Origin of the sequence: Streptomyces chartreusis, from assembly GCF_008704715.1 — a bacterium.
GTDB classification, from domain to species: domain Bacteria; phylum Actinomycetota; class Actinomycetes; order Streptomycetales; family Streptomycetaceae; genus Streptomyces; species Streptomyces chartreusis.
The window spans coordinates 8,786,418-8,809,762 of record NZ_CP023689.1; the positions used below are offsets into that span (position 1 = coordinate 8,786,418).

The 23,345-nt window shown below is 72.3% G+C and carries 21 protein-coding genes; 8 read left to right on the forward strand and 13 right to left on the reverse strand.

What is annotated here, in order from left to right; translation table 11 throughout:
- Nucleotides 1-114 precede the first annotated feature (114 nt).
- From CP983_RS38960 to CP983_RS38970, 3 genes are read right to left on the reverse strand one after another with little or no spacing between them, the layout of a single operon-like run.
- Nucleotides 115-1,026, reverse strand: a complete 912-nt coding sequence (locus CP983_RS38960; protein ID WP_189748840.1) for a phosphotriesterase family protein — start codon at nt 1,024-1,026, stop codon at nt 115-117.
- Nucleotides 1,020-1,604 carry a DUF4865 family protein gene (locus CP983_RS38965; RefSeq protein ID WP_150504958.1) on the reverse strand — a complete coding sequence of 195 codons (585 nt, stop codon included), beginning with the start codon at nt 1,602-1,604 and terminating at the stop codon, nt 1,020-1,022. Before CP983_RS38965 ends, CP983_RS38960 begins: the two co-directional genes overlap by 7 nt.
- 51 nt (nt 1,605-1,655) lie before the next feature.
- Nucleotides 1,656-2,231: a TetR/AcrR family transcriptional regulator gene (locus CP983_RS38970; RefSeq protein ID WP_229914829.1), complete on the reverse strand. Its 576-nt coding sequence runs from the start codon at nt 2,229-2,231 to the stop codon at nt 1,656-1,658.
- 207 nt (nt 2,232-2,438) lie between these two features.
- Here CP983_RS38970 and CP983_RS38975 point away from each other — a divergent pair, with 207 nt between their 5' ends.
- From CP983_RS38975 to CP983_RS38985, 3 genes are read left to right on the forward strand one after another with little or no spacing between them, the layout of a single operon-like run.
- On the forward strand, nt 2,439-2,723 hold the full coding sequence (locus CP983_RS38975) for an SHOCT domain-containing protein (RefSeq protein WP_150504962.1): 285 nt from the start codon (nt 2,439-2,441) through the stop codon (nt 2,721-2,723).
- Nucleotides 2,720-3,478 (forward strand): ABC transporter ATP-binding protein, encoded by a 759-nt coding sequence (locus CP983_RS38980; RefSeq protein ID WP_125526357.1) that lies wholly within the window; start codon nt 2,720-2,722, stop codon nt 3,476-3,478. The genes CP983_RS38975 and CP983_RS38980 overlap by 4 nt, the downstream gene beginning before the upstream one ends.
- Nucleotides 3,475-6,036, forward strand: coding sequence for an ABC transporter permease (locus tag CP983_RS38985; RefSeq protein WP_150504964.1), 2,562 nt, complete (start codon nt 3,475-3,477; stop codon nt 6,034-6,036). The genes CP983_RS38980 and CP983_RS38985 overlap by 4 nt, the downstream gene beginning before the upstream one ends.
- Nucleotides 6,037-6,145: 109 nt before the next feature.
- Here CP983_RS38985 and CP983_RS38990 read toward each other — a convergent pair whose 3' ends face one another.
- Nucleotides 6,146-6,697 (reverse strand): ATP-binding protein, encoded by a 552-nt coding sequence (locus CP983_RS38990; protein WP_107911539.1) that lies wholly within the window; start codon nt 6,695-6,697, stop codon nt 6,146-6,148.
- Nucleotides 6,698-6,881: 184 nt separating this feature from the next.
- Nucleotides 6,882-7,205 carry a hypothetical protein gene (locus CP983_RS38995; RefSeq protein WP_030955556.1) on the reverse strand — a complete coding sequence of 108 codons (324 nt, stop codon included), beginning with the start codon at nt 7,203-7,205 and terminating at the stop codon, nt 6,882-6,884.
- 341 nt (nt 7,206-7,546) lie between these two features.
- Between CP983_RS38995 and cds1 the strand changes: the two genes are divergently transcribed.
- Nucleotides 7,547-8,671 (forward strand): L-cysteine desulfhydrase Cds1, encoded by a 1,125-nt coding sequence (gene cds1 / locus CP983_RS39000; protein ID WP_150504966.1) that lies wholly within the window; start codon nt 7,547-7,549, stop codon nt 8,669-8,671.
- Nucleotides 8,672-8,826: 155 nt separating this feature from the next.
- Here cds1 and CP983_RS39005 read toward each other — a convergent pair whose 3' ends face one another.
- Both CP983_RS39005 and CP983_RS39010 read right to left on the reverse strand, forming a co-directional pair.
- A complete protein-coding gene (locus tag CP983_RS39005) occupies nt 8,827-9,300 on the reverse strand; it encodes an SRPBCC family protein (protein WP_150504968.1) in 474 nt (157 codons plus the stop codon).
- 60 nt (nt 9,301-9,360) lie between these two features.
- On the reverse strand, nt 9,361-10,191 hold the full coding sequence (locus tag CP983_RS39010; protein ID WP_030955551.1) for a DeoR/GlpR family DNA-binding transcription regulator: 831 nt from the start codon (nt 10,189-10,191) through the stop codon (nt 9,361-9,363).
- A 317-nt stretch (nt 10,192-10,508) separates the two neighbouring features.
- Between CP983_RS39010 and CP983_RS39015 the strand changes: the two genes are divergently transcribed.
- The gene (locus CP983_RS39015; protein ID WP_229914828.1) at nt 10,509-12,839 is read left to right on the forward strand and encodes a hypothetical protein; all 2,331 of its coding nucleotides are present in this window, start codon (nt 10,509-10,511) and stop codon (nt 12,837-12,839) included.
- A 63-nt stretch (nt 12,840-12,902) separates the two neighbouring features.
- Here the strand turns inward: CP983_RS39015 and CP983_RS39020 are convergent, their stop codons facing one another.
- The 4 genes from CP983_RS39020 to CP983_RS39035 form a co-directional block, all read right to left on the reverse strand.
- On the reverse strand, nt 12,903-15,344 hold the full coding sequence (locus tag CP983_RS39020) for a right-handed parallel beta-helix repeat-containing protein (protein WP_167537824.1): 2,442 nt from the start codon (nt 15,342-15,344) through the stop codon (nt 12,903-12,905).
- A gap of 109 nt (nt 15,345-15,453) precedes the next feature.
- Nucleotides 15,454-16,059, reverse strand: coding sequence for an Rv1733c family protein (locus CP983_RS39025; protein WP_107911533.1), 606 nt, complete (start codon nt 16,057-16,059; stop codon nt 15,454-15,456).
- Nucleotides 16,060-16,238: 179 nt separating this feature from the next.
- Nucleotides 16,239-17,066, reverse strand: coding sequence for an MOSC domain-containing protein (locus CP983_RS39030; RefSeq protein WP_150504971.1), 828 nt, complete (start codon nt 17,064-17,066; stop codon nt 16,239-16,241).
- Nucleotides 17,067-17,111: 45 nt separating this feature from the next.
- A complete protein-coding gene (locus tag CP983_RS39035; protein WP_093744974.1) occupies nt 17,112-17,546 on the reverse strand; it encodes a DUF6643 family protein in 435 nt (144 codons plus the stop codon).
- 299 nt (nt 17,547-17,845) lie between these two features.
- On the opposite strand from CP983_RS39035, the gene CP983_RS39040 reads away from it, so the two are divergent.
- On the forward strand, nt 17,846-19,123 hold the full coding sequence (locus tag CP983_RS39040) for a TerD family protein (protein ID WP_150504973.1): 1,278 nt from the start codon (nt 17,846-17,848) through the stop codon (nt 19,121-19,123).
- Here CP983_RS39040 and CP983_RS39045 read toward each other — a convergent pair whose 3' ends face one another.
- Nucleotides 19,124-20,317 (reverse strand): glycosyltransferase, encoded by a 1,194-nt coding sequence (locus tag CP983_RS39045; RefSeq protein ID WP_150507125.1) that lies wholly within the window; start codon nt 20,315-20,317, stop codon nt 19,124-19,126.
- 39 nt (nt 20,318-20,356) lie between these two features.
- Here CP983_RS39045 and CP983_RS39050 point away from each other — a divergent pair, with 39 nt between their 5' ends.
- Nucleotides 20,357-21,142, forward strand: coding sequence for a glutamate racemase (locus CP983_RS39050; protein WP_150504975.1), 786 nt, complete (start codon nt 20,357-20,359; stop codon nt 21,140-21,142).
- A gap of 131 nt (nt 21,143-21,273) precedes the next feature.
- On the forward strand, nt 21,274-21,816 hold the full coding sequence (locus tag CP983_RS39055; RefSeq protein WP_150504977.1) for a hypothetical protein: 543 nt from the start codon (nt 21,274-21,276) through the stop codon (nt 21,814-21,816).
- Nucleotides 21,817-22,031: 215 nt separating this feature from the next.
- On the opposite strand, the gene CP983_RS39060 is transcribed toward CP983_RS39055, so the two are convergent.
- Nucleotides 22,032-23,099 carry an O-antigen ligase family protein gene (locus tag CP983_RS39060; protein WP_150504979.1) on the reverse strand — a complete coding sequence of 356 codons (1,068 nt, stop codon included), beginning with the start codon at nt 23,097-23,099 and terminating at the stop codon, nt 22,032-22,034.
- Between the last annotated feature and the right edge of the window lie 246 nt (nt 23,100-23,345).

Below are 23,345 nucleotides of genomic sequence, written 5' to 3' on the forward strand. Positions count from 1 at the left end.
CATCCTCCGCACGCCGTACGCCGGTGAAAGCGGGCGGAGGGCCAGAGACCGATGCGATCGGGTCAGGGCCGGCCGGAGGCCGGCGTCAGCCGGCGGCGAACGCCCCGCCGGACGTCACCGCCAATCAGCGGCGAAAGCTCGACCCGGGTTGTCGACGAGCACGCGCTCCACCAGCTCCTCGCCCAGCGCCGACGCGAGCCGCGGCCGCACCCGGCGCAGCAGATACGGCATCCCGGGACCCCCGTCGACCGACCGCGCCCCCGCGACGACGGTGTCCCCGCCCAGCAGCAGCCGGTGGCCGAACCCGGCCTCGGCCAGCGCCAGCACCGCGTCCGGCATCCGCCAGTCGGTGGCGTGATGGGCGCGCGAGGGCCCGTCGAAGGCGAGCCAGCAGCCCGACGCGGCGGCCTCGCGGTGCAGCACGAGATCGGGGGAGCGGTTGAGATGGCCGAGGATCACGCGGTGCGGCGGGACGCCCAACTCGCCACACAGCAGGTCCAGTACGTCGAGCGCGCCCGTCCCCGCCTCCAGGTGCACGGCGATCGGCGTGTCCGTCGCGTGGTGGGCCCCGGCCGCGGCGGTCATCGTCCAGCGGGCGTGCGCGTCGAGGGCGTGGAAGCCGCCGGCGACCTTGACGATCCCGGCGCGCACCCCCGAGGTCCCGATGCCCACGGTCAGCTCGGACACGAAGACGTCGGCGAGCTTGCCGCGCACTTCGTCGAGCAACTCCGGCGTGTAGTGCGGCGCTTGGTGCAACCCCGTCGCACAGACCAGGTGCACCCCGGCGGCCCGGGACAGCGACGGCAGATCGGCGGCCCGGCGCCCCATGCCGTACGGCGTCCACTGCACCACCGCCGAGCCGCCGGCCGCGCGGAACGCGTCCAGCTCGGCACGCGCGGCGGAGGCGTCGTTCAGCTCCTGGCCGGGCAGTTGAGGGCTGCTCAGGAAGAGATGGTCGTGCGCGTCGCACACACCGAGCTCCTCGGGCCGCACGTCGCCGAGGACCGTACGGACCGCGCTCACCACTGCCTGCCCCGAGGCAGCGCACCGCGTCCCGGCGACGACAGGTGCAGCACCTGGTAGACCTCGCCCTCGGCCTTGGGCGTGTCGTGCTCCCAGAGCGAGAAGTGGACCACCTCCCACGCCTGCGTGTCGACGACGGCCGCCGCCAGCACGGCGCCGTCCCGCTCCGCAAGCCGCGCGGTCGCGTCCACGGCCTCCGCCATGACTCCGGCCAACTCCACGCCCTCCGGTACCGGTTGACGCCGACGCACGGCGAACGCCGCGGGGGAGTGGGCCGCGCCGCCCTCCTCGCAAGCGAGCCCTGTCCACTGCCGCACCCGCGGCCGCCCGAAGTCGTTCACGGGCCCCTGGAAGGCGCCGCCCCACAGGAAAGCGTTCATGCCCTCCACGGTGTTCCACAGGTAGAACGGCCCGTACTGGTTCACCGCCGACCCACGCACTCCGCGCTCACGCAGCAGATACGCCTTGACGCCGAGCCCGTCCCAGTCGTCCAGCAGATGCCCGACGCGGGCGACACGGGAGCGGATGACGTCCATGTCGTAGTCGGCGGGCAGGGTGAACTCGTACTGCATGGCGTGCATGCCAAGTCCCTTCTCAGGACGGGAAGCCGGAGGACGGGAAGTCGGACTTCCTCACGAAGCTCGGGTGGTCTCGCGCGGGGCGAGCAGCGACAGCAGTCCTCTCACGCCCGCGTCGAAGGCGGCGGGTGCACCGGACGCGCGGGCCAGGACATAGCCGCCCTGCACGGTCGCGACGATGGCCGCCGCGATCGACTCTCCGTCGAGACCGGCCGCGAACTGCCCCTGCTCCTTGCCCTCCTCGACGATCCCGGCGAGCCGCTCCCGCAGCCAGTCCAGCGTCTCGTCGACGGGCGCCCGCAGTTCGTCGCTGGCGATCACGTCCGGGTCCATCGTCAACCGCCCCACCGGACAGCCGCGCAGCACATCACGCTCCCGCCGCAGATACGCCTCGATGCGCTCGTACGGCGTGCCGGGTCCGTCGAGTACTCCCGCGGCGGTAGCCCGCATCTCCTCGGCGGTCCGCCGGATCGCGGCCAGCGCGAGATCGGGCTTGCCCTTGAAGTGGTGGTACATGCTGCCCTGCCCCGCACCCGCGCGCTCCAGGATGGCCTTGGGGCTGGTGCCCACATAGCCGCGCTCCCACAACAGCTCACGGGTGGACTCGATCAGTCGGTCCGAGGTGCTCATACCAGTACTGTACATACTAGTAGTTACAGTAGTCGAGGCCGAAAACGCCCCGGGCGAGCTCCTCCGGAGCAGTGGATCCGGCCTCCAGTACTCCCGGCGAGGTACGCGCACTGCCGCTGGCCGTACGACGACCCGGACCCCCTCCCGGCGGGAGTCTCGAGACATCACCGAACGATCCCACCGAACCGACTCGGGAGATGACTCGAGATGCAGACCCTGGCTCACTTCGCGGACGGCGGCCCCGGGCCGTGGATCCTCTTCTTCCCGCTGATCTGGGCGGCCGTCGTGGTCGGCGGCATCACGCTGCTGCGCCGCACGGTGTGGCGCGGACGCCGCGGCCCCTGGCGCGCCCCTGAGGTCGACGACAACTCGCCCATCGCCGTGCTCGGCCACCGCTTCGCCTCCGGCGAGATCGACGAGGACGAGTACTGGCGCCGGCTGTCCGTCCTGGACGAGCAGTTCGGCCGCAGGGGCAAGGGCGGTGCGGCATGACCGCCACGACCGCCACCACGATCACGCCGACGGCCGCCCGCGTGGTCGACGCCGTGAAGGTGTACGGCAGCGGCGACACCGGCGTGCGGGCCCTGGACGGGGTGAGCGTCGACTTCCCGGTCGGCCGCTTCACCGCGATCATGGGGCCCTCGGGCTCCGGCAAGTCCACGCTGATGCACTGCGCGGCCGGCCTCGACACGCTCACCTCGGGCACCGCCCACATCGGCGACACCGAGCTGAGCAGCCTCGACGACCGCCGCCTCACCCTCCTGCGCCGGGACCGCGTCGGCTTCGTCTTCCAGTCCTTCAACCTGGTGCCGACGCTGACCGTCGCGGAGAACATCACGCTGCCGCTCGATCTCGCGGGCGGCGACGGCGACCCGGAGTGGATCAGCGCCCTCATCGACGTCGTCGGCCTGCGCGACCGGCTCCACCACCGCCCCTCCGAACTCTCCGGCGGCCAGCAGCAACGCGTCGCCGTCGCCCGGGCCTTCGCCGGCCGGCCCGACGTCGTCTTCGCCGACGAGCCGACCGGCAACCTCGACTCCCGCTCCGGCGGCGAGGTCCTCGGCCTGCTCGGCCGCGCGGTGCGCCAAACCGCGCGAACGGTCGTCATGGTCACGCACGACCCGATGGCCGCCGCCCACGCCGACGAGGTCGTCTTCCTCGCCGACGGGCGCCTGGTGGACCGTATGGAAGCGCCGACCGCCGACAAGGTCCTGGACCGCATGAAGGCCTTCGAGGTGCCGTCATGAACGCCTCCGTGCGCCTCAGCGCGTCCTCCCTGCGCGCCCACAAGCGGCGCTTCGCCGGGACGTTCCTCGCGGTGTTCCTCGGCGTGGCGTTCCTCGCCGGCACCCTCGTCATGGGCGACACGCTGCGCGCCAGCTTCGACACCATGTTCGGCAACGCGACCAGCGGCACCGACGCCGTCGTGCGCAGCGCCGACGCCATCACCACGCCCGGCGAGAGCGAGGGCGTACGCGAACCGGTCGCCACCGACCTCGTCGGCACGATCGAGAAGGTCCCCGGCGTCGCGGCCGCGGCCCCCAACATCCAGGGCGCCGGACAGCTCATCGGCAGGAACGGCGACCCCATCGGCGGCCAGGGCCCGCCCACCCTCGCCGGCAACTGGATCACCGACCCGGAGCTCAACGCCTACCGACTCGCCGACGGCCACGCCCCGCGCGGTCCCGGCGAGGTCGTCATCGACCGCGGCACCGCCGAGCGCGGCGACCTGAAGATCGGCGACACGACCACCCTGCGCACGCCCGACCCCGTCAAGGTGACCGTCGTCGGCCTCGCGACCTTCGGCGGCGAGGACGGCATGGCCCAGGTGACCTTCACCGGCATGACCCGGGCCGACGCGGAGAAGTACCTCACGGCCGCGCCCGGCGAGGCGGCGACCATCCAGGTGCGGGCCGGCCCCGGCGTCAGCCAGCAGGAGCTGGTCGACGAGCTGACTCCCGTGCTCCCCGAGGGAGTCGAGGCCATCACCGGCCAGGAGTCGGCCGAGGAGAACACCGACATGATCTCCAGCCAGTTCCTGTCGGTCTTCACGACCTTGCTGCTGGTGTTCTCCGGTGTCGCGCTGCTCGTCGCGACCTTCTCCATCCACAACACCTTCGCGATCGTCGTTGCCCAGCGCACCCGCGAGAACGCCCTGCTGCGGGCCCTGGGCGCCTCACGCCGCCAGGTCACCGTCTCCACCCTCGTCGAGGCGAGCGCCGTCGCCGTCATCGCGTCGGCGGCCGGCCTCGCGGGCGGCATCGGCATCGCGGCCGGACTCCAGGCGCTGTTCCCGGCGATCGGATTCCCCTTCCCCGACGGCGACCTGGTGATCAGCGGCCTCTCCATGGCCCTGCCGCTGGCCGTCGGCGTCGTGGTCTGCCTCGGCTCCGCTCTGCTGCCTGCGGTACGCGCCGGCCGCACCGCGCCGCTCGCCGCCCTGCGCGAGACGGCCGTCGACACCTCCGGCGCCTCCCGCACCCGTGCCGTCACCGGCCTGGCGCTGATCGCCCTCGCGCTCGGCGTGACACTCACCGGCGTCCTGGCGTCCCCGTCCATCTGGCTCGCGGCCACCGGCGCGGTCCTCGCCCTGATCGCCTTCGTGGTCCTCGGCCCGGTCGCCTCCACCACGGCCGTACGGGTCCTCGGCGGCCCCCTGGACCGACTGCGCGGCGTCACCGGCGGCCTCGCCCGGCGCAACGCCCTTCGGAGCCCCAAGCGCACCGCCGCCACCGCCAGTGCCCTGATGATCGGCGTGGCCGTGGTGTCGCTGTTCACCGTGTTCGGCGCTTCCCTGAAGGCGACGATGGACCAGACCGTGGCCCGCTCCTTCGCGGGTGACGTGGCCATCAGCACCCCGTCGTTCGGCGCGGGCGGCAGCGGCCTGAGCCCGCGCCTCGCCGACGCGGTCCAGCGGCTGCCCGAGGTGGACACGGCCGTCGGACTCGGCCGCGGTGTCGCCGAAGTCGACGGCAAGGGACGGGCGCTGACGGTCACCGACCCGGTCGCCCTGGAGCGCACCTTCGACCTCGGCGAGATCCGGGGCTCCATGAACGGCCTCGGCGCGGACGGCATCGCCATCACCGAGAACGAGGCCGGCAAGCAGCACCTGAAGACCGGCGACACGGCCCGGCTCACCTTCACCGACGGCCGTACGCAGACCTTCACGGTCCGCGCGGTCTACGGCCGGTCCGAGCTCGCCGGCGACTACGTCATCACCCGCGACGCCTGGGCCCCGCACCGCACCCAGGACGCCGACACGCTGGTCGCCGTCTCCTTCAAGGACGGCGTCGGCACGGACGACGGCAAGGCGGCGGTCGAGAAGGCCGCGGCGCAGTACGGCAACCCGGAGGTGCAGACCCGCGACGAGTACGCGCAGTCCGCGGCAGGCGGCATCGACATGATGCTCACCCTCGTCTACGCGCTGCTCGCCCTCGCGGTGCTCATCGCGCTACTCGGCATCGCGAACACGCTCACCCTCGCGATCCACGAACGCACCCGTGAACTGGGCCTGCTGCGGGCCGTCGGCCAGACCCGCTCGCAGCTGCGCGCCATGGTCCGCTGGGAGTCCATCCTGGTCGCGGCCTTCGGCACGGTCGGCGGCCTCGCCCTCGGCGCCTTCCTCGGCTGGGTCCTGGTCGAGGCGTCGGACGGCGCGTCCGACAGCGCCTTCGCCTTCGCCATGCCGCCCCTGCAACTCACGGTGGTGGCCCTGGTCGGCCTCACCGCGGGAGCCCTGGCGGGTCTGCGCCCGGCGCGCCGCGCGGCACGACTGGACGTACTGCGGGCCATCGCCACGGAGTGACACGCGCGTGCCCCACGCACACAGGGGGCGGCAGAGCCCTCGGGGCCGGCGGCCGTGAACAGGCCGCCGGCCCCGAGGGCCCACCCGTCGAAACCCCCTCACCGCCCGATCAGCCGACAACGGCCGATCGGGCGGGAGCGTGTTCGGGCCGGCGCAGGTCGACGCGCTGTCCGACCTCCGCGAACCGCCGCGCGGGCGTCTCCACGGTCACGGTCGTCGTCCGCTGCGGTGGGCGCGCGGGCGTGGCCCGTACCGCCGCCACGGGCGCCGGCAGCGAGAACCACACGACCTTGCCCGACTCGTCGGGCCGCACACCCCAGCTCTCGCTGACCGCGGCCACCATCGCCAGCCCGCGCCCGCAGGTGGCGAGCGCGTCGGCGCCCGCGGCCTCCGCCACGACCGGCAGACGGGGGTCGCAGTCGCGCACCGAGACCGTGAGCCGGTCGAGCAGCAGCTCGATCTCCACGGTGCACGTCTTGTCGGGCTGGGCGTGCTGATGGACGTTGGTCAACAGCTCGGTCACACCGAGCGCGGCGCGGTCTATCAAGGGGTCCAGATGCCAGTAGCGCAACTGCGCAGAGACGATTCTGCGGACCTGGCCGATCCGCGACGGCAGGGCTTGGAGCTCCACCGTGCAGTGCCTGCTTGGGTAGCTGATCACGGCTGCGACTCCCCGACTGAAGAGGTCCGGAAGAACACGGAGTACGGATCCAGCAGGGTGCTTGAAGAAAACGGCCGCCTGCTGTCATGGCCGGCGGGCTGGTTCGCAGCGTTGTCGCCGGTAAACCCAGAGTGACGTGAGACCAGAGTGACGCACGAGTAGCGAGACCGCAACTCGCCGTGACTCAGCCCTTACGCCCCGCAGCCTTCCGTACGGCCTCGATGAACCGGCGCGCCGCGGGCGGACCGGGCTCTCCCGGAGCGGGGTCGTGGTCGCCCAACGTCAGTGAGTAGCGGTTGCCGTTGAGGTCGGCGAGTGCCCGGTCGTCCGCGGCGAACCAGGGCTTGGACGCCCGCACCGCCTGCACCGGCGCGCTGTCGATCTCGCTGCCGTAGCTGGTGAGCAGTTGCAGCCTGCCGTCGCTTATCCGCACCTGTCCGGCCCGGGTCAGGGAGCGCAGCCGCTTCCCGATCCGCACGCCCGTGGCCCTGAACTCCGGCTCAGCCATGCCCCGCCCCTTAGCGACTGTCGGTGTGCCGGTCCGTCCCGCGTGGGCCGTGGCCGGCTCCGGTCGTGATCCAGTGTGCCCCCCGTCCGGGAGCGCTGTCCCGTCCGGTGCAGTCTGCCCGCGGACCGCGTCGAGCACCAGTACGCACGTCATGCCTGGACCTGGGCGTTCGGAGCACTCGCGCGAATGCGCCCCCGAAGGCCCGGTGAGACATCGGTCCAGGGATGCCTTTGAGGCTCTCAAAGGTGTGTTTATGCAGGTGAGAAGCGTGCGGAAGATGTTTATGCTCGAAGCGACGGCGGCGCGAGCCGGCGCTGCCGCACAGCTTGAGGAGCACCGCCGTGAGCACCGTCCAGCAGACCCCGTCCGGCGTGACCCTCGACGTCGACCACACCGACGCCGCCTACCGTGCCTGGCTGAAAGATGCCGTGCGCAAGGTCCAGGCCGACGCCAACCGTTCGGCCGACACGCACCTGTTGCGCTTCCCGCTGCCGGAGCAGTGGGGCATCGACCTGTACCTCAAGGACGAGTCGACGCACCCGACCGGAAGCCTCAAACACCGGCTCGCCCGCTCGCTGTTCCTCTACGGCCTGTGCAATGGCTGGATCCGGCCGGGCCGCCCGGTCATCGAGGCGTCCAGCGGTTCGACGGCCGTCTCCGAGGCGTACTTCGCGAAGCTGATCGGCGTGCCCTTCATCGCGGTCATGCCCCGCACGACCAGCGCCGAGAAGTGCCGCCTCATCGAGTTCCACGGCGGACAGTGCCACTTCGTGGACGACTCACGGAAGATGTACGAGGAATCCGCCCGCCTCGCGGTGGAGACCGGCGGCCACTACATGGACCAGTTCACCTACGCCGAACGGGCAACGGACTGGCGCGGCAACAACAACATCGCCGAGTCCATCTTCCGCCAGCTCCAGCTGGAACGGTTCCCGGAGCCCGCGTGGATCGTCGCCACGGCCGGCACCGGCGGCACCTCCGCGACGCTCGCCCGGTACGTCCACTACATGCAGTACGACACCCGCATCTGTGTCGCCGATCCGGAGAACTCCTGTTTCTTCGAGGGCTGGACCAACGGCGATCCGGACGTCACCTGCGACTGCGGCTCCCGCATCGAGGGCATCGGCCGTCCGCGCATGGAGCCCAGCTTCGTGCCCGGCGCGATCGACCGGATGATGAAGGTGCCGGACGCGGCGAGCGTGGCCGCCGTCCGCGCCCTGGCGCAGGCCATCGGCCGCAAGGCGGGCGGCTCCACCGGCACGGGTCTGTGGAGCGCCCTGAAGATCGTCGCCGAGATGGTCGCCGAGGGCCGCCGGGGGAGCGTGGTGACCCTGCTGTGCGACCCGGGCGACCGCTACCTCGACAAGTACTACTCCGACGCGTGGCTGACCGAACAGGGCCTGGACATCGCCCCGTACGCGACAGCCATCGAACAACTGCTGCAGACGGGCGTCTGGCCCGAGTGACGGAAGTTTGGGCGGTCTGATGCAACTGCCTTCCGCAACGCCCTGAGCGGCCCCGGCGCAACTGCCCACGGCCCGGCAACGCCCTCAGGGGCGCGGGGAACTGCGCGACCGGCCACGACGGCCCCGCAGACGACCGGCGACCTCTCCCGGCCCCCTCAGCGGAGCGCCAGGCGCCGGTCCAGCGCACCCACCGCGCTCCGGAACGTCCGCCCCAGCCCCGGCTTCGCAAGCCCGAACGCGAACCGGAACGGCGCCGTACCGTCCACGGCGAACGTCCACTGCACACGCGTGCCCGTCCCCGCCGGAGCGAGCCGCCACTCCTCCACCATCGCCCGCGCCCCCGGCGCGTTCGTGAGGTCGACGCGATAGGCGTACACCTCGGGGCTCTTCGCCGCGAGTATCGTCTCCTCGAAGCGCGTGCCGCCCTTGAGCCGCACCTCGCGCCGGGCCCCGTCGTCCAGCGGACGGGCCAGCGTCACCGCCGAGAACCAGTCCGGCCAGCCCGGCACATCCTCGGCGAGCGCCCGGTACACCGTCTCCGGCGAAGCCGAGATCTCCCGCGCGAAGACATGCCGCACCGGCGCGCGCCCCACGAAGTCGATCCCCACCTCACGCAGCAGGTGTGCCATGGACGGTAACCCCCCTGTGCCGACAGTGCTCCGGGCAGCGCCACCCTAGCTGGCACCCCGTCAGATGTCTGCACCCTCATCGGGCTCACCGGCCACCACCAGCCGCCGCAGGTGCTCCGAGACCTCCGAGCGCGCCCCGCTCTCCAGCCCGGCGTCCGTCACCAGCGTGTCGACCTGCTCCAGCGCCGCGAACGAACTCAGCCCCACCACACCCCACTTGGTGTGGTCGGCGACCACCACGACCCGCCGCGCCGACTGCACGAGGCGCCGGTTGGTCTCGGCCTCCGCGAGGTTCGGCGTGGACAGGCCGGCCTCGACCGATATCCCGTGCACACCGAGGAACAGCACGTCGAAGTGGAGCGCCGCGATCGCCTGGTCGGCCACCGGGCCCACCAGCGAGTCGGACGGGGTTCGTACCCCGCCGGTCAGCACGACCGTGGCCGCGCCCTGCCGGGGGCCCGTCGTGCGCTGCGCGGCGTGGAACACGTCGGCCACCCGCACCGAGTTGGTGACCACGGTCAGGTCGGGAACGTCGACCAGCTGATGCGCCAGCGCGAACGTCGTCGTACCGCCCGACAGAGCGATTGCGCTGCCAGGCGCGACCAACTCGGCCGCCGCCCGCGCGATGTCCTCCTTGGCCGTCAGCTCCAGACCCGACTTGGCCTCGAAGCCCGGCTCGTGCGTGCTGGCCTCGACCACCGGGACCGCACCGCCGTGCACCTTCTCCAGCACGCCCTGCCGGGCGAGCGCGTCGAGATCGCGGCGCACCGTCATGTCCGACACGCCGAGCTTGCGGGTCAGCTCGTTGACGCGGACCCCGCCTCGCCGCCGGACCTCGTCCAGGATCAGGGCGCGCCGCTGCTCCGCGAGGAGGTTCTGATTCTCGCTCACGTACGCTCCGGTCCTTTCGCCGCTGCCGTCCGACATCCCTGCGCACCCCCTCCGACAAGGACATTCTCGCGCCTTCCGGGGCGCGGGACGACCCATCCTCGCACGGTAGGGCAAGGGTCGCGCCACTGGCCGTCCCGACGCGCGCATGTCACTTCGGCATCTCCCGTTCCCCTGTCCTTCACACGGAACGGGGAGATTCCGTGACGAGAGGTGTGAGGGGCCGCTCAAGTGGAGATCCTTGTGCCCGCACGGACAGAAGCCGACGGCTCGTCACGGGGGAAGTGCGAAGAGTGGAACGTGCGCCGGAACACGCCGCCATGACCAGGGCGGACGCGACCACGAAGGAGCCCGCGGACCAGGGCACGAGCGTCGCGACCGGGGGAGCCGCGCTGGAACTCCTGGTCCACGGCGTCGGCGGCACCACGCCGCAGGAGATGCTCGACGATCCGCGCACCGTGCGGATCACCGGCGACGGCACGGCCGCCGTCTTCCGCCGCGCCGACGACGTCGACGCCGAGGACCGGCCGGACGACCTGCGGGAACAGCCTGTCCCCGAGGCCTACGTCTGGTGCAACCTCACCTCCGGCAACAGCGCCCGCGCCCTCTGGCTGTTGCTGCTGCCGTTCATGGTGGTCAACCTCGCCCACTGGATGCGCCCTGCCACCCATGACCGCACGCGGACGGTGCGTCTGTACGGCCTGCTCGTACGCCTCGCGGGGCTGACGCTGACCGTGCTGCTCGTCGCGGCCGCGTGCGAGGTCGCCCTCGACCTCGCGGCCTGGCAGTGCGCGGGCACACGCGCGTGCGCCGAGCGGCACAGCTGGCTGGGCTTCCTGTCGCCCACGGTCTCGGACGGCGGCTGGTGGAGCGACCCCGGCCGCAGGCTCGCCCTCGCGGCCGTGGTGCCCGCCGGGCTGACCGGCCTGCTGTGGTACCTCTCCCGCCGCACCTGGAGCGCGTACGAGTCCCAGCAGCCGATGACCCGCGAGGCCGAGCCCGACGAGGAGTCCGGCGGCACCTCCCTGGGCCGCCCCGGCTTCTGGTACGGCCGCCGCCTGGTCGCCAGGCTGCGCGCCGCGCACACCGCCGCGGGACTGCTCACCGTCGCCGCGGCGGTCGCTTCCGCGGCGGCCCGCTTCGACCGCCGCTCCGGCGGCCCCGCACTCCTCGACGCACTCGGCTGGGCCCTGGACGCGGCGATCGTCGCCTGTGCGGCCGCCGCGGTCTGGGTGGTCTGCCGCCGCGGCCGCAGCGAGAACCGCCTCGACCGGGAACTCGACGAGCACCTCGTACGCCGGCTGCCCCTTGCCGCCCTCGTCCTGCTGGCGCTCGCCCTGGTGTACGCCGGATGGGACCGGCCGGGCTGGACGTCGACCGGCCGCCTCCCGGGCGACCCCACCTTCGGCGCCATCGCCTTCTTCCAGGGGCTGCTCGTCATCGCCCTCGCCGTGGTCGCCCACGTCCTGCACCGCACACGGCCCGACCCGCGCGCTGCGATGCGCGGCCTCGGCGGACCGGCCGTGGCGATGCTGGCCTGCGCCCTCGGCGGAGTCATGTCCGGCGGGGTCGCCCAGCGGGTCGCGGACTGGCTCGACGGCACCGGCGCGTCCATAGTCGGCCCACCGGTCCTGCTGACCTGGCAGGCGTCCGTGATCCCGCCGCTGCTCGTCCTCCTGCTGCTGCTCTGCGGCGGGCTCGGCCGGCGGGCCTGGCGGCTGCGCCGCACCGAGCTCGGCAACGTCGAGGTCGACTACGTCGGAGAACCTCGCGACACGGCCCGCACCCGCCGCATCGCCACCACACGCGCGATGGCGACGCTCACCGACCGGGCCCCCCTCGTCGTCGCCGTCACCTCCACGGCGACCCTGCTCCTCGGCGCCGGAGCCCTGGTCGGCGCTCTGACCACGGACAAGACACCGAGCGAGGCCGCGGGCGGCACGTACGCCTTCGTGCACGGAGGCGCCGAGACCGCGCAGGCACTCGGCTCCTGGCTGATCGGCTTCGGCTTCATACTGTTCGTCACCTGGGGCCGGCGCGCCTACAAGGACGCCTCGGCGCGGCGCACCATCGGCATCCTGTGGGACGTCGGCACCTTCTGGCCGCGCGCCGCGCACCCGTTCGCGCCGCCCTGTTACGCCGAGCGGGCGGTGCCCGACCTGACCTGGCGGATGGCGACCTGGACGCGCGCCGGGGAGGGCCGCCGCCTCGTCATCTCCGGGCACTCCCAGGGCAGCGTGCTCGCGGCCGCCGCGGCCTGGCAGCTCACACCCGCCGACCGCAAACGGGTCGCGCTCCTGACCTACGGCTCCCCGCTGGAGCGCCTGTACGGCCGCTGGTTCCCGGCCCACTTCGGCCGGGACGCGCTCACCCAGCTGCACGACGAGGTCGACTGCTGGCGCAACCTGTACCGGCCCACCGACCCCATCGGCGGCCCCGTACGACTGCCCGGCGACTGCGGCCCAGCCGTGGACCGCGAGGCCCTCAAGGACCCGCTGGCGTACGGCCGTACCCCCGAACACCCGCTGCCGGCGCCCATCCTCGGTCACGGCGACTACCAGGCGGACCCGGCGTTCGCGGAGGAACGGGAACTGCTGCTGGCCCGGCTCAGGCCGGAGCTGCCGGCCCAGCGACCGCAGGGCGAGGGCTGAGCCGGCCGTGTGGCCGCAGGGTGAGGACTGACCCGCCCTGCGGCCGCTGGGCCGGCGATGTCGTCAGGGCAGCTCGGGCAGATCGTCGGAGTACAGCAGCGTCAGGTCGTCCGTGCTGGGCTCCTCCAGCTGGGCGACCCGGCTCGCGTGCCGTTCCACCATCGCCTCGAAGGTCTGGCGCGCCGTGCGGCCGTTGCCGAACGCGGGGCCCTTGGGGATCGCCGTGAAGTACTTCTGCAGGGCCTCCGAGAGCCCCGGACCGAGCCGGTACTCGTGCTCCTCGGCCTGCTGCTCCACGATCCGCAGCAGCTCCTCGGGGCCGTAGTCGCTGAAGGTGATGGTCCGTGAGAAGCGGGACGCGACACCGGGGTTGACCGACAGGAAGCGCTCCATCTCGGCGGTGTAGCCGGCCACGATCACCACGACCGCGTCCCGGTGGTCCTCCATCAGCTTCACCAGCGTGTCGATGGCCTCCTTGCCGAAGTCCCGGCCCGAGTCCTCCGGCGACAGCGCGTACGCCTCGTCGATGAACAGCACACCGCCGCGCGCCTTGTCGAAGGCCTCCTGCGTGCGGATCGCGGTGGAACCGATGTGCTCGCCGACCAGGTCGACGCGGGACACCTCCACCAGATGGCCCTTCTCCAGGACGCCGAGGGAGGCGAGGATCTCGCCGTAGAGGCGGGCGACCGTCGTCTTGCCGGTGCCGGGGGAGCCGGTGAAGACCAGATGGCGCTTGACGGACGCCGCCTTGAGGCCGGCCTGCTGACGGCGCCGGCCCACCTCGATCATGTCGGTGAGGGCGCGCACCTCGCGCTTGACGCTGTCCAGGCCCACCAGGGCGTCCAGTTCACCGAGGACGGCCTTGGAGGTCCGCGTCGGCTGCTCCGCCTCGGCGGCGGCGATCAGTGGCTCCTGCTCGGTGGTGCGCTGGCCGGGGATGGCGCCGAGGAGGCCGGGGGACTGGTTCGCCGTCTGCACGACGGGCTCCGGCGCCGGAGTCGGCTGCCTGAGGCCCGCGCTCTCGTCGCTGGTGCAGTCCTCCACGTCCGGGCCCATCCCGGACGCCGCGTCCGGGCCGCCGTCCGCGAACTCGTAACCGCCGCGCGCACACCGCTCCGTACGGCACTTCCGCAGCGTCGTACGGCAGCCGTCGATCACATGGAAGCCGTAGCCGGCACTGCCCCTGACCCGGCAGTTCAGGAACGTGCCGCGGCCACCCGCGGAGACGTAGAACCCGGCCTCCGCCGGGGATTCGACCGTGCAGCGCTCGATGGTGGGATCGGCGCCCTTGGTGACGATCACGCCGGTCTGCGTGCCGTCCACCGTGCAGTTGTTGAGGGTGCCGCCGCTGCCGTGGTCCCGGAACCAGGCGCCGGTCGCCGCGTCCCGGATCCGGCAGTCGTCGAGCTGCGCGGTCGCCCCGTCGCTCACCGACACGGCCGTGTTGCGCACCTGCGAAAGGTCACTGTCGACGACGTCCGCGCGGGAGCCGCGGTCGAGGACGAACAGCGCGTCCGGCACGTCGTGCACCCGGCACGAGTCCAGTACGGCGGTCGCGCCGTCGCTGACCCACACGGCCGGGTAGTCGCCCGTGCTGTCGAAGATCTCGCACTGGTTGGCGTCCACGCGCGTGCCCGGATCCCACACCGACAGGCCGTTGCGCCCGAACTGACGCACCGTCGTGCGGGTCAGCGTCAGCACGGAGCGGGAGCGCAGGTCGACCGCGTTCTCCGGGATGTCGTGGATTCGGCAGTCCGCCAGCGTCAACACCGCGTCGGTGTCGAGGGTGACGCCGTCGGCCGTGGTCCGGTGCACATCGCAGTCGGTGAGATGGGCGGTGGCCCGGCCGGTGACCTGGACACCAGAGCCCCGGACCTCGTAGACCTCGCAACCGACCGCTTCCAGAGCGGAGTTCTCGCCGGTCGCCGTCAGCCCCGAGCCGGAGGCATGGTGCACTCGGCAGCGCTCCAGGCGGGGGTGGCCCCCGCCGCGCACGGCGATGCCCGCCTGCCCGGCCGCGACGACCTCGCACTCCTCGAACACACCGCCCCCGCCGTCGAGTACGGCGATGCCGATGCCCGCGGGGTTGTCGACGGTGCAGCGCCGCACGGTCGGCCGCGCACCGCCGCGCACCTCGATCCCCGCCGCGGACCGCGTGACGATCCGAACGTCCGTCAGCTCCGGCGCGCCCTCCTCGACGAGCAGCGCGGGCGCCGCCGCGTCCTGGCCCTCCACGTGCAGGTCCTGGACCACCGCCGAGGCGCGCACCGTCAGCGGCACACCGTCCACGGGCGCGATGCGCACCGAGCCGGGAGAGCCCTCGGGGCCGCGCAGGGTCACCGCCCGCTGGATGACGAGGTTCTCCCGGTACGTGCCGGGCGCGACGGTGAGGACGTCACCGTCGGCCGCGGCCTCCAGGGCGGCGGCGAGCGACGCGTACTCACCCGTGCGGCGCCGCCACCGCGATGTACCGGTGTGCGTCACCTGGACCGTGCCCTGTGCCATGGCGTTGACGTGCCCCCACCTCGTAGTACGCGGGTTTTGCTGCCGAAGAGTACGGCCGGTCCACCGTAGCGTGCGCGCGGGCGGTGGGTTGACCAGAGCCGGAAGGCCGTCAACTGCCGGTGCCGGTGCGCCCCCAGTCCGGACCTGCTTTGTCCCAGGCCTGGTCCCAACGGTCGTACCGGAGACGGACCATGCGCCACACGATCAGCCGTCTGACGCCCTCGATGAACCCGGCCGCCAGCAGGGCCGCGCCGACCCCGGCGATCACGGCGTGCGTCGCCGCCGTCGCGGCGTCCAGCGGGCGGGCCACGGTTCGGCCCTGGCGGTCTGTCCACATCCGGAAGAGGTCGCCAGGCTCCGGTCTGTCGAGGCTCGTCATCACCCGGCCCTGGTGCAGGGTGCCGTCCGGCGCGGTCCAGTCGGCCAGGACCCGGGTGCGCTTGTCCCGCCCGGTGGCCGACTCGGGGTCCACGTCCAGCGAGGAGCCGGGCACCCTGCGGACCACCGTCGCCGTCACCAGGTGCCGGGACGCGCGCTGTTCACGAACGGAACTCTGCAAGGCGCCCTGGGCCAGGCCGCCGACGAAGGAGCCCACCAGGGGCGTCACGACCAGGATCAGCAGCAGGGCCGCGAGGGCGACCCAGGCCTCGGCCAGATCGGTCGCCCGACGCAGCGGATTGTGCCGCCAACGCCAGAGTCCGCTGATCGCCCGCATCGCCGGCCACCCCCTTCCCGCCTCCGTGATAACCCGTGGCGGAGCCGTTCACCCGGGGGCCCCGCCGAAGAGAGAGCGAAATCACCTGAGTCGGGCCCTCTCAGGAAGTTCTCACAAAAGGCCCAACGCACGGACCCCGGGCCGTGGTTCCCGCCCGGCCCACGCTGCGGGGATCTTCCTCAATCGAGGAGGGTGACGGTATCGCCGACCCGGATCGTGCCGCGGTTCAGGGGCACCAGATTCTGGCCGAACACCAGCTTGCCGCCGATGCGGCGATGTCTGCCCAGGGTGAGCAAGGGCTCCTTGCCGCGCTCGGCGGTGCCCTGGTCGGTCGTCGTCACGACGCAGCGCCCGCACATCTTGGGCACGCGGAAGGCGACCTCGCCGATGGAGATGCGCGACCAGTCGTCCTCGGCCCAGGCTGCGGTGCCCGACACGACGACGTTCGGCCGGAAACGGTTCATGGGCAGCGGGCCCTCGTGCGCGTGGTCACCCTGCGCGATCAGGGAATTGAGGGCGTCGAGCGAGGCCGTCGAGGTGAGCAGCAGGGGATAGCCGTCGGCGAAGCTGACCGTCTCGCCCGGCAGGGCGTACTCCGGGTCTACGGGCCGGCACGTGCCGGGATCGGGCATGTGGACCAGGCGCACATCGGCGCCGAGATAGGTGCTGCACCAGGCATGCGCGGCGTCGTCCTCGGCGAGGACCGCCTCGACCTTGTCGCGGAAGATCTCCACCGGAACGGTGCCGACCGTGCTCGGCACGGGCACGCTCAGCGGCTCCATGCCGGGCGCGCTCAGCAGAACGCCGCCGCCGGGCAGCAGCTCGGCGACGGCCAGCGCCAGCCGCGGTTGCTGGCGCTGCGTAACGACCTTCCCCCCGACGTCGATCAGCATCCAGCGTCGATCTCCGGCCGGCCCCCAGGGCTCCACGACGGCTTCCCGGAGCGCTGTGCCCCGGAACGCCTTGACCGGATGAACGTGAACCGACTGCAGCTGTGCGTGCCCCATGGAGCCATCGTGCCAGGTGGCACCGACAGCCCCGTGGGAGACGGATCAGTAGCCGCGGTACTGCTGGTTGTTGTACGGGTCCTGATAGGGAGCCGCGGCGGGACGCGGAGCCGCGGGGCGCATCGCCTCGTAGCCCATGCCACCGGGGGCCACCGGCCGAGGCTGCTGAGCCTGCTGCGGACCCGGGTAGCCGCGCGGGGCCGCCTGCTGCGGGATGTAGGCCGCGGGCGCCTGCTGGAGCGGAGCCGGCTGCTGCGCCTGCGGATAACCGTAGGAGGGCTGGGACGGTGCCGCCGGGAGGGCGGGCAGTGCCGACGGCAGGGCAGGCAGGTTGCTGCCCGGCATGTCGTACGCGGCGGGGACCCGGATCGGGGCGATCTGCGGGGTGCCCCGCTCGGCGACGAGCCTGTCGTAGATCGGGGTGTCCGGGAAGGAGGCGGAGTAGTAGCCGCCGCCATAGGTGGAGCGGGGGGAGGTCATGGCACATAAGGTAAGCCCACGATGTGCTGGTTGGGGAGACCGATAAGAGGGTTGTTTTACGTGTCCGCTGTGACGCCGGATCCCCAATGCGAGCGAACTTGGCAAAAAGGGACGCCAATCCGCGCTCGGATCGTGTAAATGCCGAGTTCCGGGCGGGTTACCGGGGGTTGACCACGGGTGTTTGCACGCCCCTCGTGGGACTTCGATGTCGCGCGGAATAGGTTGACCGTGTACAAGAACCCAATGAGCTGCCGGGACATGCCTGGCGCCGTGAGCCGGTGATGGGGGCGGACATGTCAATGTCGAAGGGATCGAATGTTCCGGTGCCGACGACGGCACTGCGGGTCGAATTGGGCTGGGGCTCCGGTCCCGGAGTACCCGACGCGGACGCCTCGGCGCTGTTGCTCGTCGGCGGAAAGGTCCGCTCCGACGCCGACTTCATCTTCTACAACCAGCCCGCGCACTCCTCCGGCGCCGTCCGGCACGAGGGCAAGAGGGACGCCGGCGGGCAGGTGACCGACAGCATCCACGTCGACCTCGCGCGCGTGGAGCCCGCCATCGAGACCGTCATCCTCGCCGCCTCCGCGGACGGCGGCTCGTTCGGCCGGGTGCCCGGCCTCTACATCGAGGTCAAGGACGCGGCCCAGGGGACCGTCGTCGCCCGCTTCGACAGCACCGGCGCCGACGTCGAAACCGCTTTCGTGCTCGGCGAGTTCTACCGCCGCCAGGGCGCCTGGAAGTTCCGCGCCGTCGGCCAGGGCTACAGCAGCGGCCTGGAGGGCCTGGCCACCGACTACGGCATCACGGTCGACGAACCCCAGCAGGCGGCACCCACGGCGGCGCCGGCCGCACCGCCGGTCGCCCCACCGGCCCCCACGATGGCCCCGCCTCCGCCCGCCATGCCGCCGGTGGCCCCGCCCGCGCCCCAGGGGGCGCCGGTCAGCCTGAGCAAGGTCACGCTCACCAAGGCGGCCCCCGCGGTCTCGCTGACCAAGCAGGGCGGCACCTCGGGCGCCATGCGCGTGAACCTCAACTGGCAGGTGCGCAAGCAGTTCTCGGGCTGGGCGAGCAAGCTGGGCCGCCCCGTCGCCATGCACAACGACCTCGACCTCGACCTGTGCGCCCTGTACGAGCTGACCGACGGCAGCAAGGGCGTGATCCAGTCCCTCGGCAACGCCTACGGTGCCCTGCACCAGCCCCCGTACATCCACCTGGACGGTGACGACCGCACCGGTGCCGTGGCCAGCGGTGAGAACCTCACCGTCAACCTCGACCAGCAGCGCGCCTTCCGCCGCATCCTGGTCTTCGTGACCATCTACCAGGGCGCGCGCTCCTTCGCCGACCTGCACGCCACGGTCACCCTCACACCGCAGCACGGCGCTCCGATCGACTTCTCCCTGGACGAGTGCACGGTCCCGTCCACGGTGTGCGCCCTCGCCCTGATCACCAACACGGGCAACGACCTGATCGTCCAGCGCGAGGCCCGCTACCTGGTCCCCGAGCGCGGCGTCAGCCCGCAGCGCACCGTCGACTACGCCTACGGCTGGGGCATGAACTGGACCCCCGGCCGCAAGTAGTCACCCCTCGTCGGGCAGCGCGTCCGGACGTGCGTAGGTGCGGCCCTTCCAGGCCGCACCACGACCCCTGTAGTGCTGCACCGCGGAATCGACCGTCATCAGGAGATAGAGGAAAGCGGTGAACGGCAGCAGGGGAGCGAGCCACAGCGGCTGCCTGTAGTAACGGAGCATCGGGACGTACGTCCCCGTCATCACCAGCCACGCCAGACCGCCGCAGGCCGCCGTCACCGTGTCCCCGCCCGCCAGGCCCACGACGAGCGCCACGGGCGGCACCAGATACACCAACGCGAGCCCGGCGACCGTCCCGGCCAGCACCACCGGATTGTGCCTGAGCTGCGCGTACGCGCTGCGCGACACCATCCGCCACAGGTCACCCAGCCGCGGATACGGCCGCACGCTGTCCACCCGCTCGGCCAGCCCCAGCCAGATGTGCCCGCCACCGCGCTTGACGGCCCGCGCGAGCGCCACGTCGTCGATGACGGCATGCCGGATGGCGTCCGGGATCCGCGCCCGTTCCGCCGCCTCGGCCCGCAGCAGGACACAGCCACCCGCGGCGGCCGCCGTCCGAGACCCCTTCCTACCGATCCGGCGGAACGGATAGAGCTGTGCGAAGAAGTACACGAAGGCCGGCACGACCACCCGCTCCCACAGGCTCTCCACCCGCAGCCGCGCCATCTGCGAGACCGCGTCGAAGCCACCGGTGCGCGCGGCCGCGACCAGCTCGCGCAGGCTGTCGGGCGCATGCGCGATGTCGGCGTCCGTAAGAAGGAGGTATTCGGGCTCACGCGCGCGTGCCAGGCCGATGCCGTGCCGTACCGCCCACAGCTTGCCCGTCCAGCCCGCGGGCGGCTCGCCGGGGGAGTCCACCGTCAGCGGCAGCCCGCCATGGCGGCGCGCGAGCGCACGCGCCAGTTCCCCGGTGCCGTCCGAACTGCCGTCGTCGATCAGGAAGATCTCGGCCCGCCCCGGGTAGTCCTGGGCGAGCAGCGACGGCAGGCTCAGCGCGAGCACCGCGGCCTCGTCGCGGGCCGGCACGACGACGCAGACAGACGGCCACTCGTCCGGCCGAGTCCGCTGCGGGAGCCTGATATCCGTACGCCAGAAGAAGCCCTGACAGAGCAGCAGCCACAGCCAGGCGGCGAGTGATCCGGCGGAGGTCCACGCGAAGGCGCTCACCCGCGCAGTCTGCCCCACGGGAGCGGCCGGCAAGGGCCCATCGTCTATCGTGGCCGGGTGAAGATCGCGCTGATGGACTCCGGAATCGGCTTGCTCGCGGCGACCGCCGCGGTACGGCGGCTGCGACCCGACGCAGATCTCGTGCTCTCACTCGACCCCGACGGCATGCCCTGGGGTCCCAGGACTCCCGAAGACCTCACCAGGCGCGCCGTGGCCGTCGCCGACGCCGCCGCGGCGCACCGGCCCGATGCCTTGATCATCGGCTGCAACACGGCGACCGTGCACGCGCTGCCCACCCTCCGCGCCCGCCTCGAACCCGCCATACCGGTCGTCGGCACCGTCCCGGCCATCAAACCGGCCGCGGCCGGCGGCGGCCCCGTCGCGATCTGGGCCACCCCCGCCACCACCGGCAGCTCCTACCAGCGCGGGCTGATCAACGACTTCGCCGACGGCGTGACCGTCACCGAAGTGCCCTGCTTCGGGCTGGCGGAAGCGGTGGAGCACGCGGACGAGTCGGCGATCGACGCCGCCGTCACCGCGGCCGCCGCCCTCACCCCGCTGGACGTGACGACCGTAGTCCTGGGCTGCACCCACTACGAACTCGTCGCCGAGCGCATCCGCGCCGCCGTCCAGCGCCCCGACTTCCCGCCGCTCGTCCTGCACGGCTCCGCCGGAGCAGTCGCAGCGCAGGCCCTCCGCCGGCTCGGCGAGCAGCCCGCCCCCGGGGCGGAGGCGACGGGCACCCTGACCGTGCTGCTGAGCGGCCGCGAGGGCAAGCTCCCCGAGCCCGCCCTCGCCTACGCGGAAGGTCGCCTCCTCCACGCGGTCAGCCCCGCACAGTGATCGGCGATCACCACCGGCGGTCATGAGCCGACGCCCATGACCGGGCGCCGCGGATCCGCCTTGCTCCGGTCGGCGCAGTCACCCTGGGCGACGAGGTACCAGCGCAGCGAATCCTGAGTAATCTCATAGCCATGAGGGACCACCCCCACGGCAGGAAGCCGCATCCTGATGTGTGGACCGGGCGGGCGACCAACCGGGTCCAGTGGTTGTTGGCGCTCGTTGGCGCCGCCTGTATGGCGCTCGGAGTCGAGCTGGCCGTCGACTCGCCCTGGACGGGCGGCGTCGCCCCCCTCGCCATGGCCGTCGTGGGCTGCATCGCCGCCGGACTGCTGGTCCTCTTCGGCACTCTGGCGTTCGTGCACGTCGCCCTGAAGGTCGACCAGGAGTGCCTCGAGGTGCGCTGCGGCCACATCGGTGTGCCGCGCCGCCGTATCCCCCTGTCAGAGGTCGTAGGCGCCGAGTTCGTTCCACTGGTCACTCCGCGCCACTGGGGTGGCTGGGGTTACCGATGGCGTCCCGAGAAGGGCACCGCCGTTGTCGTACGGCGGGGTGAGGGCCTGGTACTGCGGTTGGGTGACGGCCACACGTTCACCGTCACCGTGGATGACGCGGAGGCGGCCGTGGGAGTCATCGAGGAACGCCTGCGTACTCGGAAGGTCGGCACGGTTCACTGAGCTGGGGCCGGCTGCCGGGAGGGGGCGGCGTTGGCGTTTCACTGGGCTGGGTGCTGGGTGCTGGGTGCTGGGTGCTGGTCTGGTCGGTGTTCGTCGGTTGCTCGTCGGGCACTGCTTGCTGCGGGTGACGGCGGCTGTCGGGCCCATGTGTGCGGACAACACAGTGGTCCGCGAGGGCTTGGGCATGGGTATGTGCGACAGCGTTGTACGTCAGGTCATGGAGCCAGCTGGTCGCCACGCGTGCGTACGTCGTCCTCGCGCTGCGTCGACTCAACGGCGATCGGGCGTGCTGTGGCCAGCCCCGCCAGCAGGCCCGCTCCCACGGACACCGTGGTGAAGCTGAGCGCATTGCCGACCGCGGCGATGGCCGCAAGCGCGGTGAGTGCCGCACCCGCGGTGAGAGCGACGGGGGTGGGGCGGGCGGTGCGCCACAGAGCGAAGAGCATCCAACAGAAGGCCGCCGCCAGGAGCAGTACGCCGACGACTCCCTGTTCCGCAGCCTGCTGCAAGGGCGCCGAGTGCGGCTTGCCGTCGGACAGGAGTGTCCCGGTCGCCGTCGAACTGAGCTCGCCGAAGCGGCCCGGACCCACACCCAGGGCGAGGTCCTCGCGCGCCAGGTGCAGCGCGTCCTGCCACAGCTGGATCCGGTGTCCGGTCAGCTGACCCTCCAGCCAGGTCAGCAGCCCGCCGGGCACCACGTTCCCGGCGACCGCCCAGATCAGGCCGGTGACCGAGGCCGCCGCCAGGGCCAGCCCCGCGATGCCCACGCCGCGGTGGCGGAGGTGGCCGGCAGAGAGCGAGCACACCAGGACGGCGGAACAGGTGACGAAGCCGCTGGTCGAGCCCAGGACTGCCGCGGTCACCGTGATCCCGGCGGCGAGCAGACGCAGAGCCAGGCGTACCAGCGGCGCCGAGGCGGACCAGGCCGCACAGCATGCGGCGCCGGTGGCGAGCGTCAGTACCGCGGCGGTGGCTCCCGCGTGGCCCAACGGCGTGACGAGCTGCGGGCCGGGCGACAGATGGGGAACGGTCAGCGTCAGGCCCACTCCGGCCAGAGCCGCGACGCAGGGCACGGCGACAGGCAGCAGCGCTCCGCCGATGCGGCCCGCGGCATAGCCGGCCGCCACGGCGAGGATCGCGAGCAGCACACCCTCGGGGCGGCCGTCGTGCATGGCAGCAGAGATCAGCGACCATGCGGCGCAGGCTCCCAGCACGACGACGCCCGCCGCGTCAGAAACGTTTCGTCTGTCGCCGTCCTCTTGCGGACCTGCCGAGGACGTCATTCTTGCGACACCCACCCCGCCCCCCGAAACCGGTCCCCCGACCTGTGACGGAACCTCGGCCACCCGGACCTGACCGGCCGGTACGAATGAGGCTCCGGCATACCGTAACGGCTTATGGCCGGTTTGTGGACGTCTCGTGCAGGAACGATGCGGCGCGGGACCTCGGTGTGCGGCGATTCGAGGTCGGTATTCGTGCGCTCGGCCGTGTGCCGTGGGCCCTGCCCGTGAGACGGACCGCGCTGTCCG

Bases quoted from the DNA above. Each gene is read 5' to 3' on its own strand.
- CP983_RS39035 (WP_093744974.1), bottom strand. From the start codon at position 17,546: ATGACCTCCCCCCGCTCCACCTATGGCGGCGGCTACTACTCCGCCTCC.
- CP983_RS39040 (WP_150504973.1), top strand. From the start codon at position 17,846: ATGTCGAAGGGATCGAATGTTCCGGTGCCGACGACGGCACTGCGGGTC.
- CP983_RS39025 (WP_107911533.1), bottom strand. From the start codon at position 16,059: ATGCGGGCGATCAGCGGACTCTGGCGTTGGCGGCACAATCCGCTGCGT.
- CP983_RS38995 (WP_030955556.1), bottom strand. From the start codon at position 7,205: ATGGCTGAGCCGGAGTTCAGGGCCACGGGCGTGCGGATCGGGAAGCGG.
- CP983_RS38970 (WP_229914829.1), bottom strand. From the start codon at position 2,231: ATGAGCACCTCGGACCGACTGATCGAGTCCACCCGTGAGCTGTTGTGG.
- CP983_RS38985 (WP_150504964.1), top strand. From the start codon at position 3,475: ATGAACGCCTCCGTGCGCCTCAGCGCGTCCTCCCTGCGCGCCCACAAG.
- CP983_RS38975 (WP_150504962.1), top strand. From the start codon at position 2,439: ATGCAGACCCTGGCTCACTTCGCGGACGGCGGCCCCGGGCCGTGGATC.
- CP983_RS38965 (WP_150504958.1), bottom strand. From the start codon at position 1,604: ATGCACGCCATGCAGTACGAGTTCACCCTGCCCGCCGACTACGACATG.
- CP983_RS39015 (WP_229914828.1), top strand. From the start codon at position 10,509: ATGACCAGGGCGGACGCGACCACGAAGGAGCCCGCGGACCAGGGCACG.
- CP983_RS39055 (WP_150504977.1), top strand. From the start codon at position 21,274: ATGAGGGACCACCCCCACGGCAGGAAGCCGCATCCTGATGTGTGGACC.
- CP983_RS39030 (WP_150504971.1), bottom strand. From the start codon at position 17,066: ATGGGGCACGCACAGCTGCAGTCGGTTCACGTTCATCCGGTCAAGGCG.
- CP983_RS39005 (WP_150504968.1), bottom strand. From the start codon at position 9,300: ATGGCACACCTGCTGCGTGAGGTGGGGATCGACTTCGTGGGGCGCGCG.
- CP983_RS39020 (WP_167537824.1), bottom strand. From the start codon at position 15,344: ATGGCACAGGGCACGGTCCAGGTGACGCACACCGGTACATCGCGGTGG.
- CP983_RS39060 (WP_150504979.1), bottom strand. From the start codon at position 23,099: ATGACGTCCTCGGCAGGTCCGCAAGAGGACGGCGACAGACGAAACGTT.
- CP983_RS38980 (WP_125526357.1), top strand. From the start codon at position 2,720: ATGACCGCCACGACCGCCACCACGATCACGCCGACGGCCGCCCGCGTG.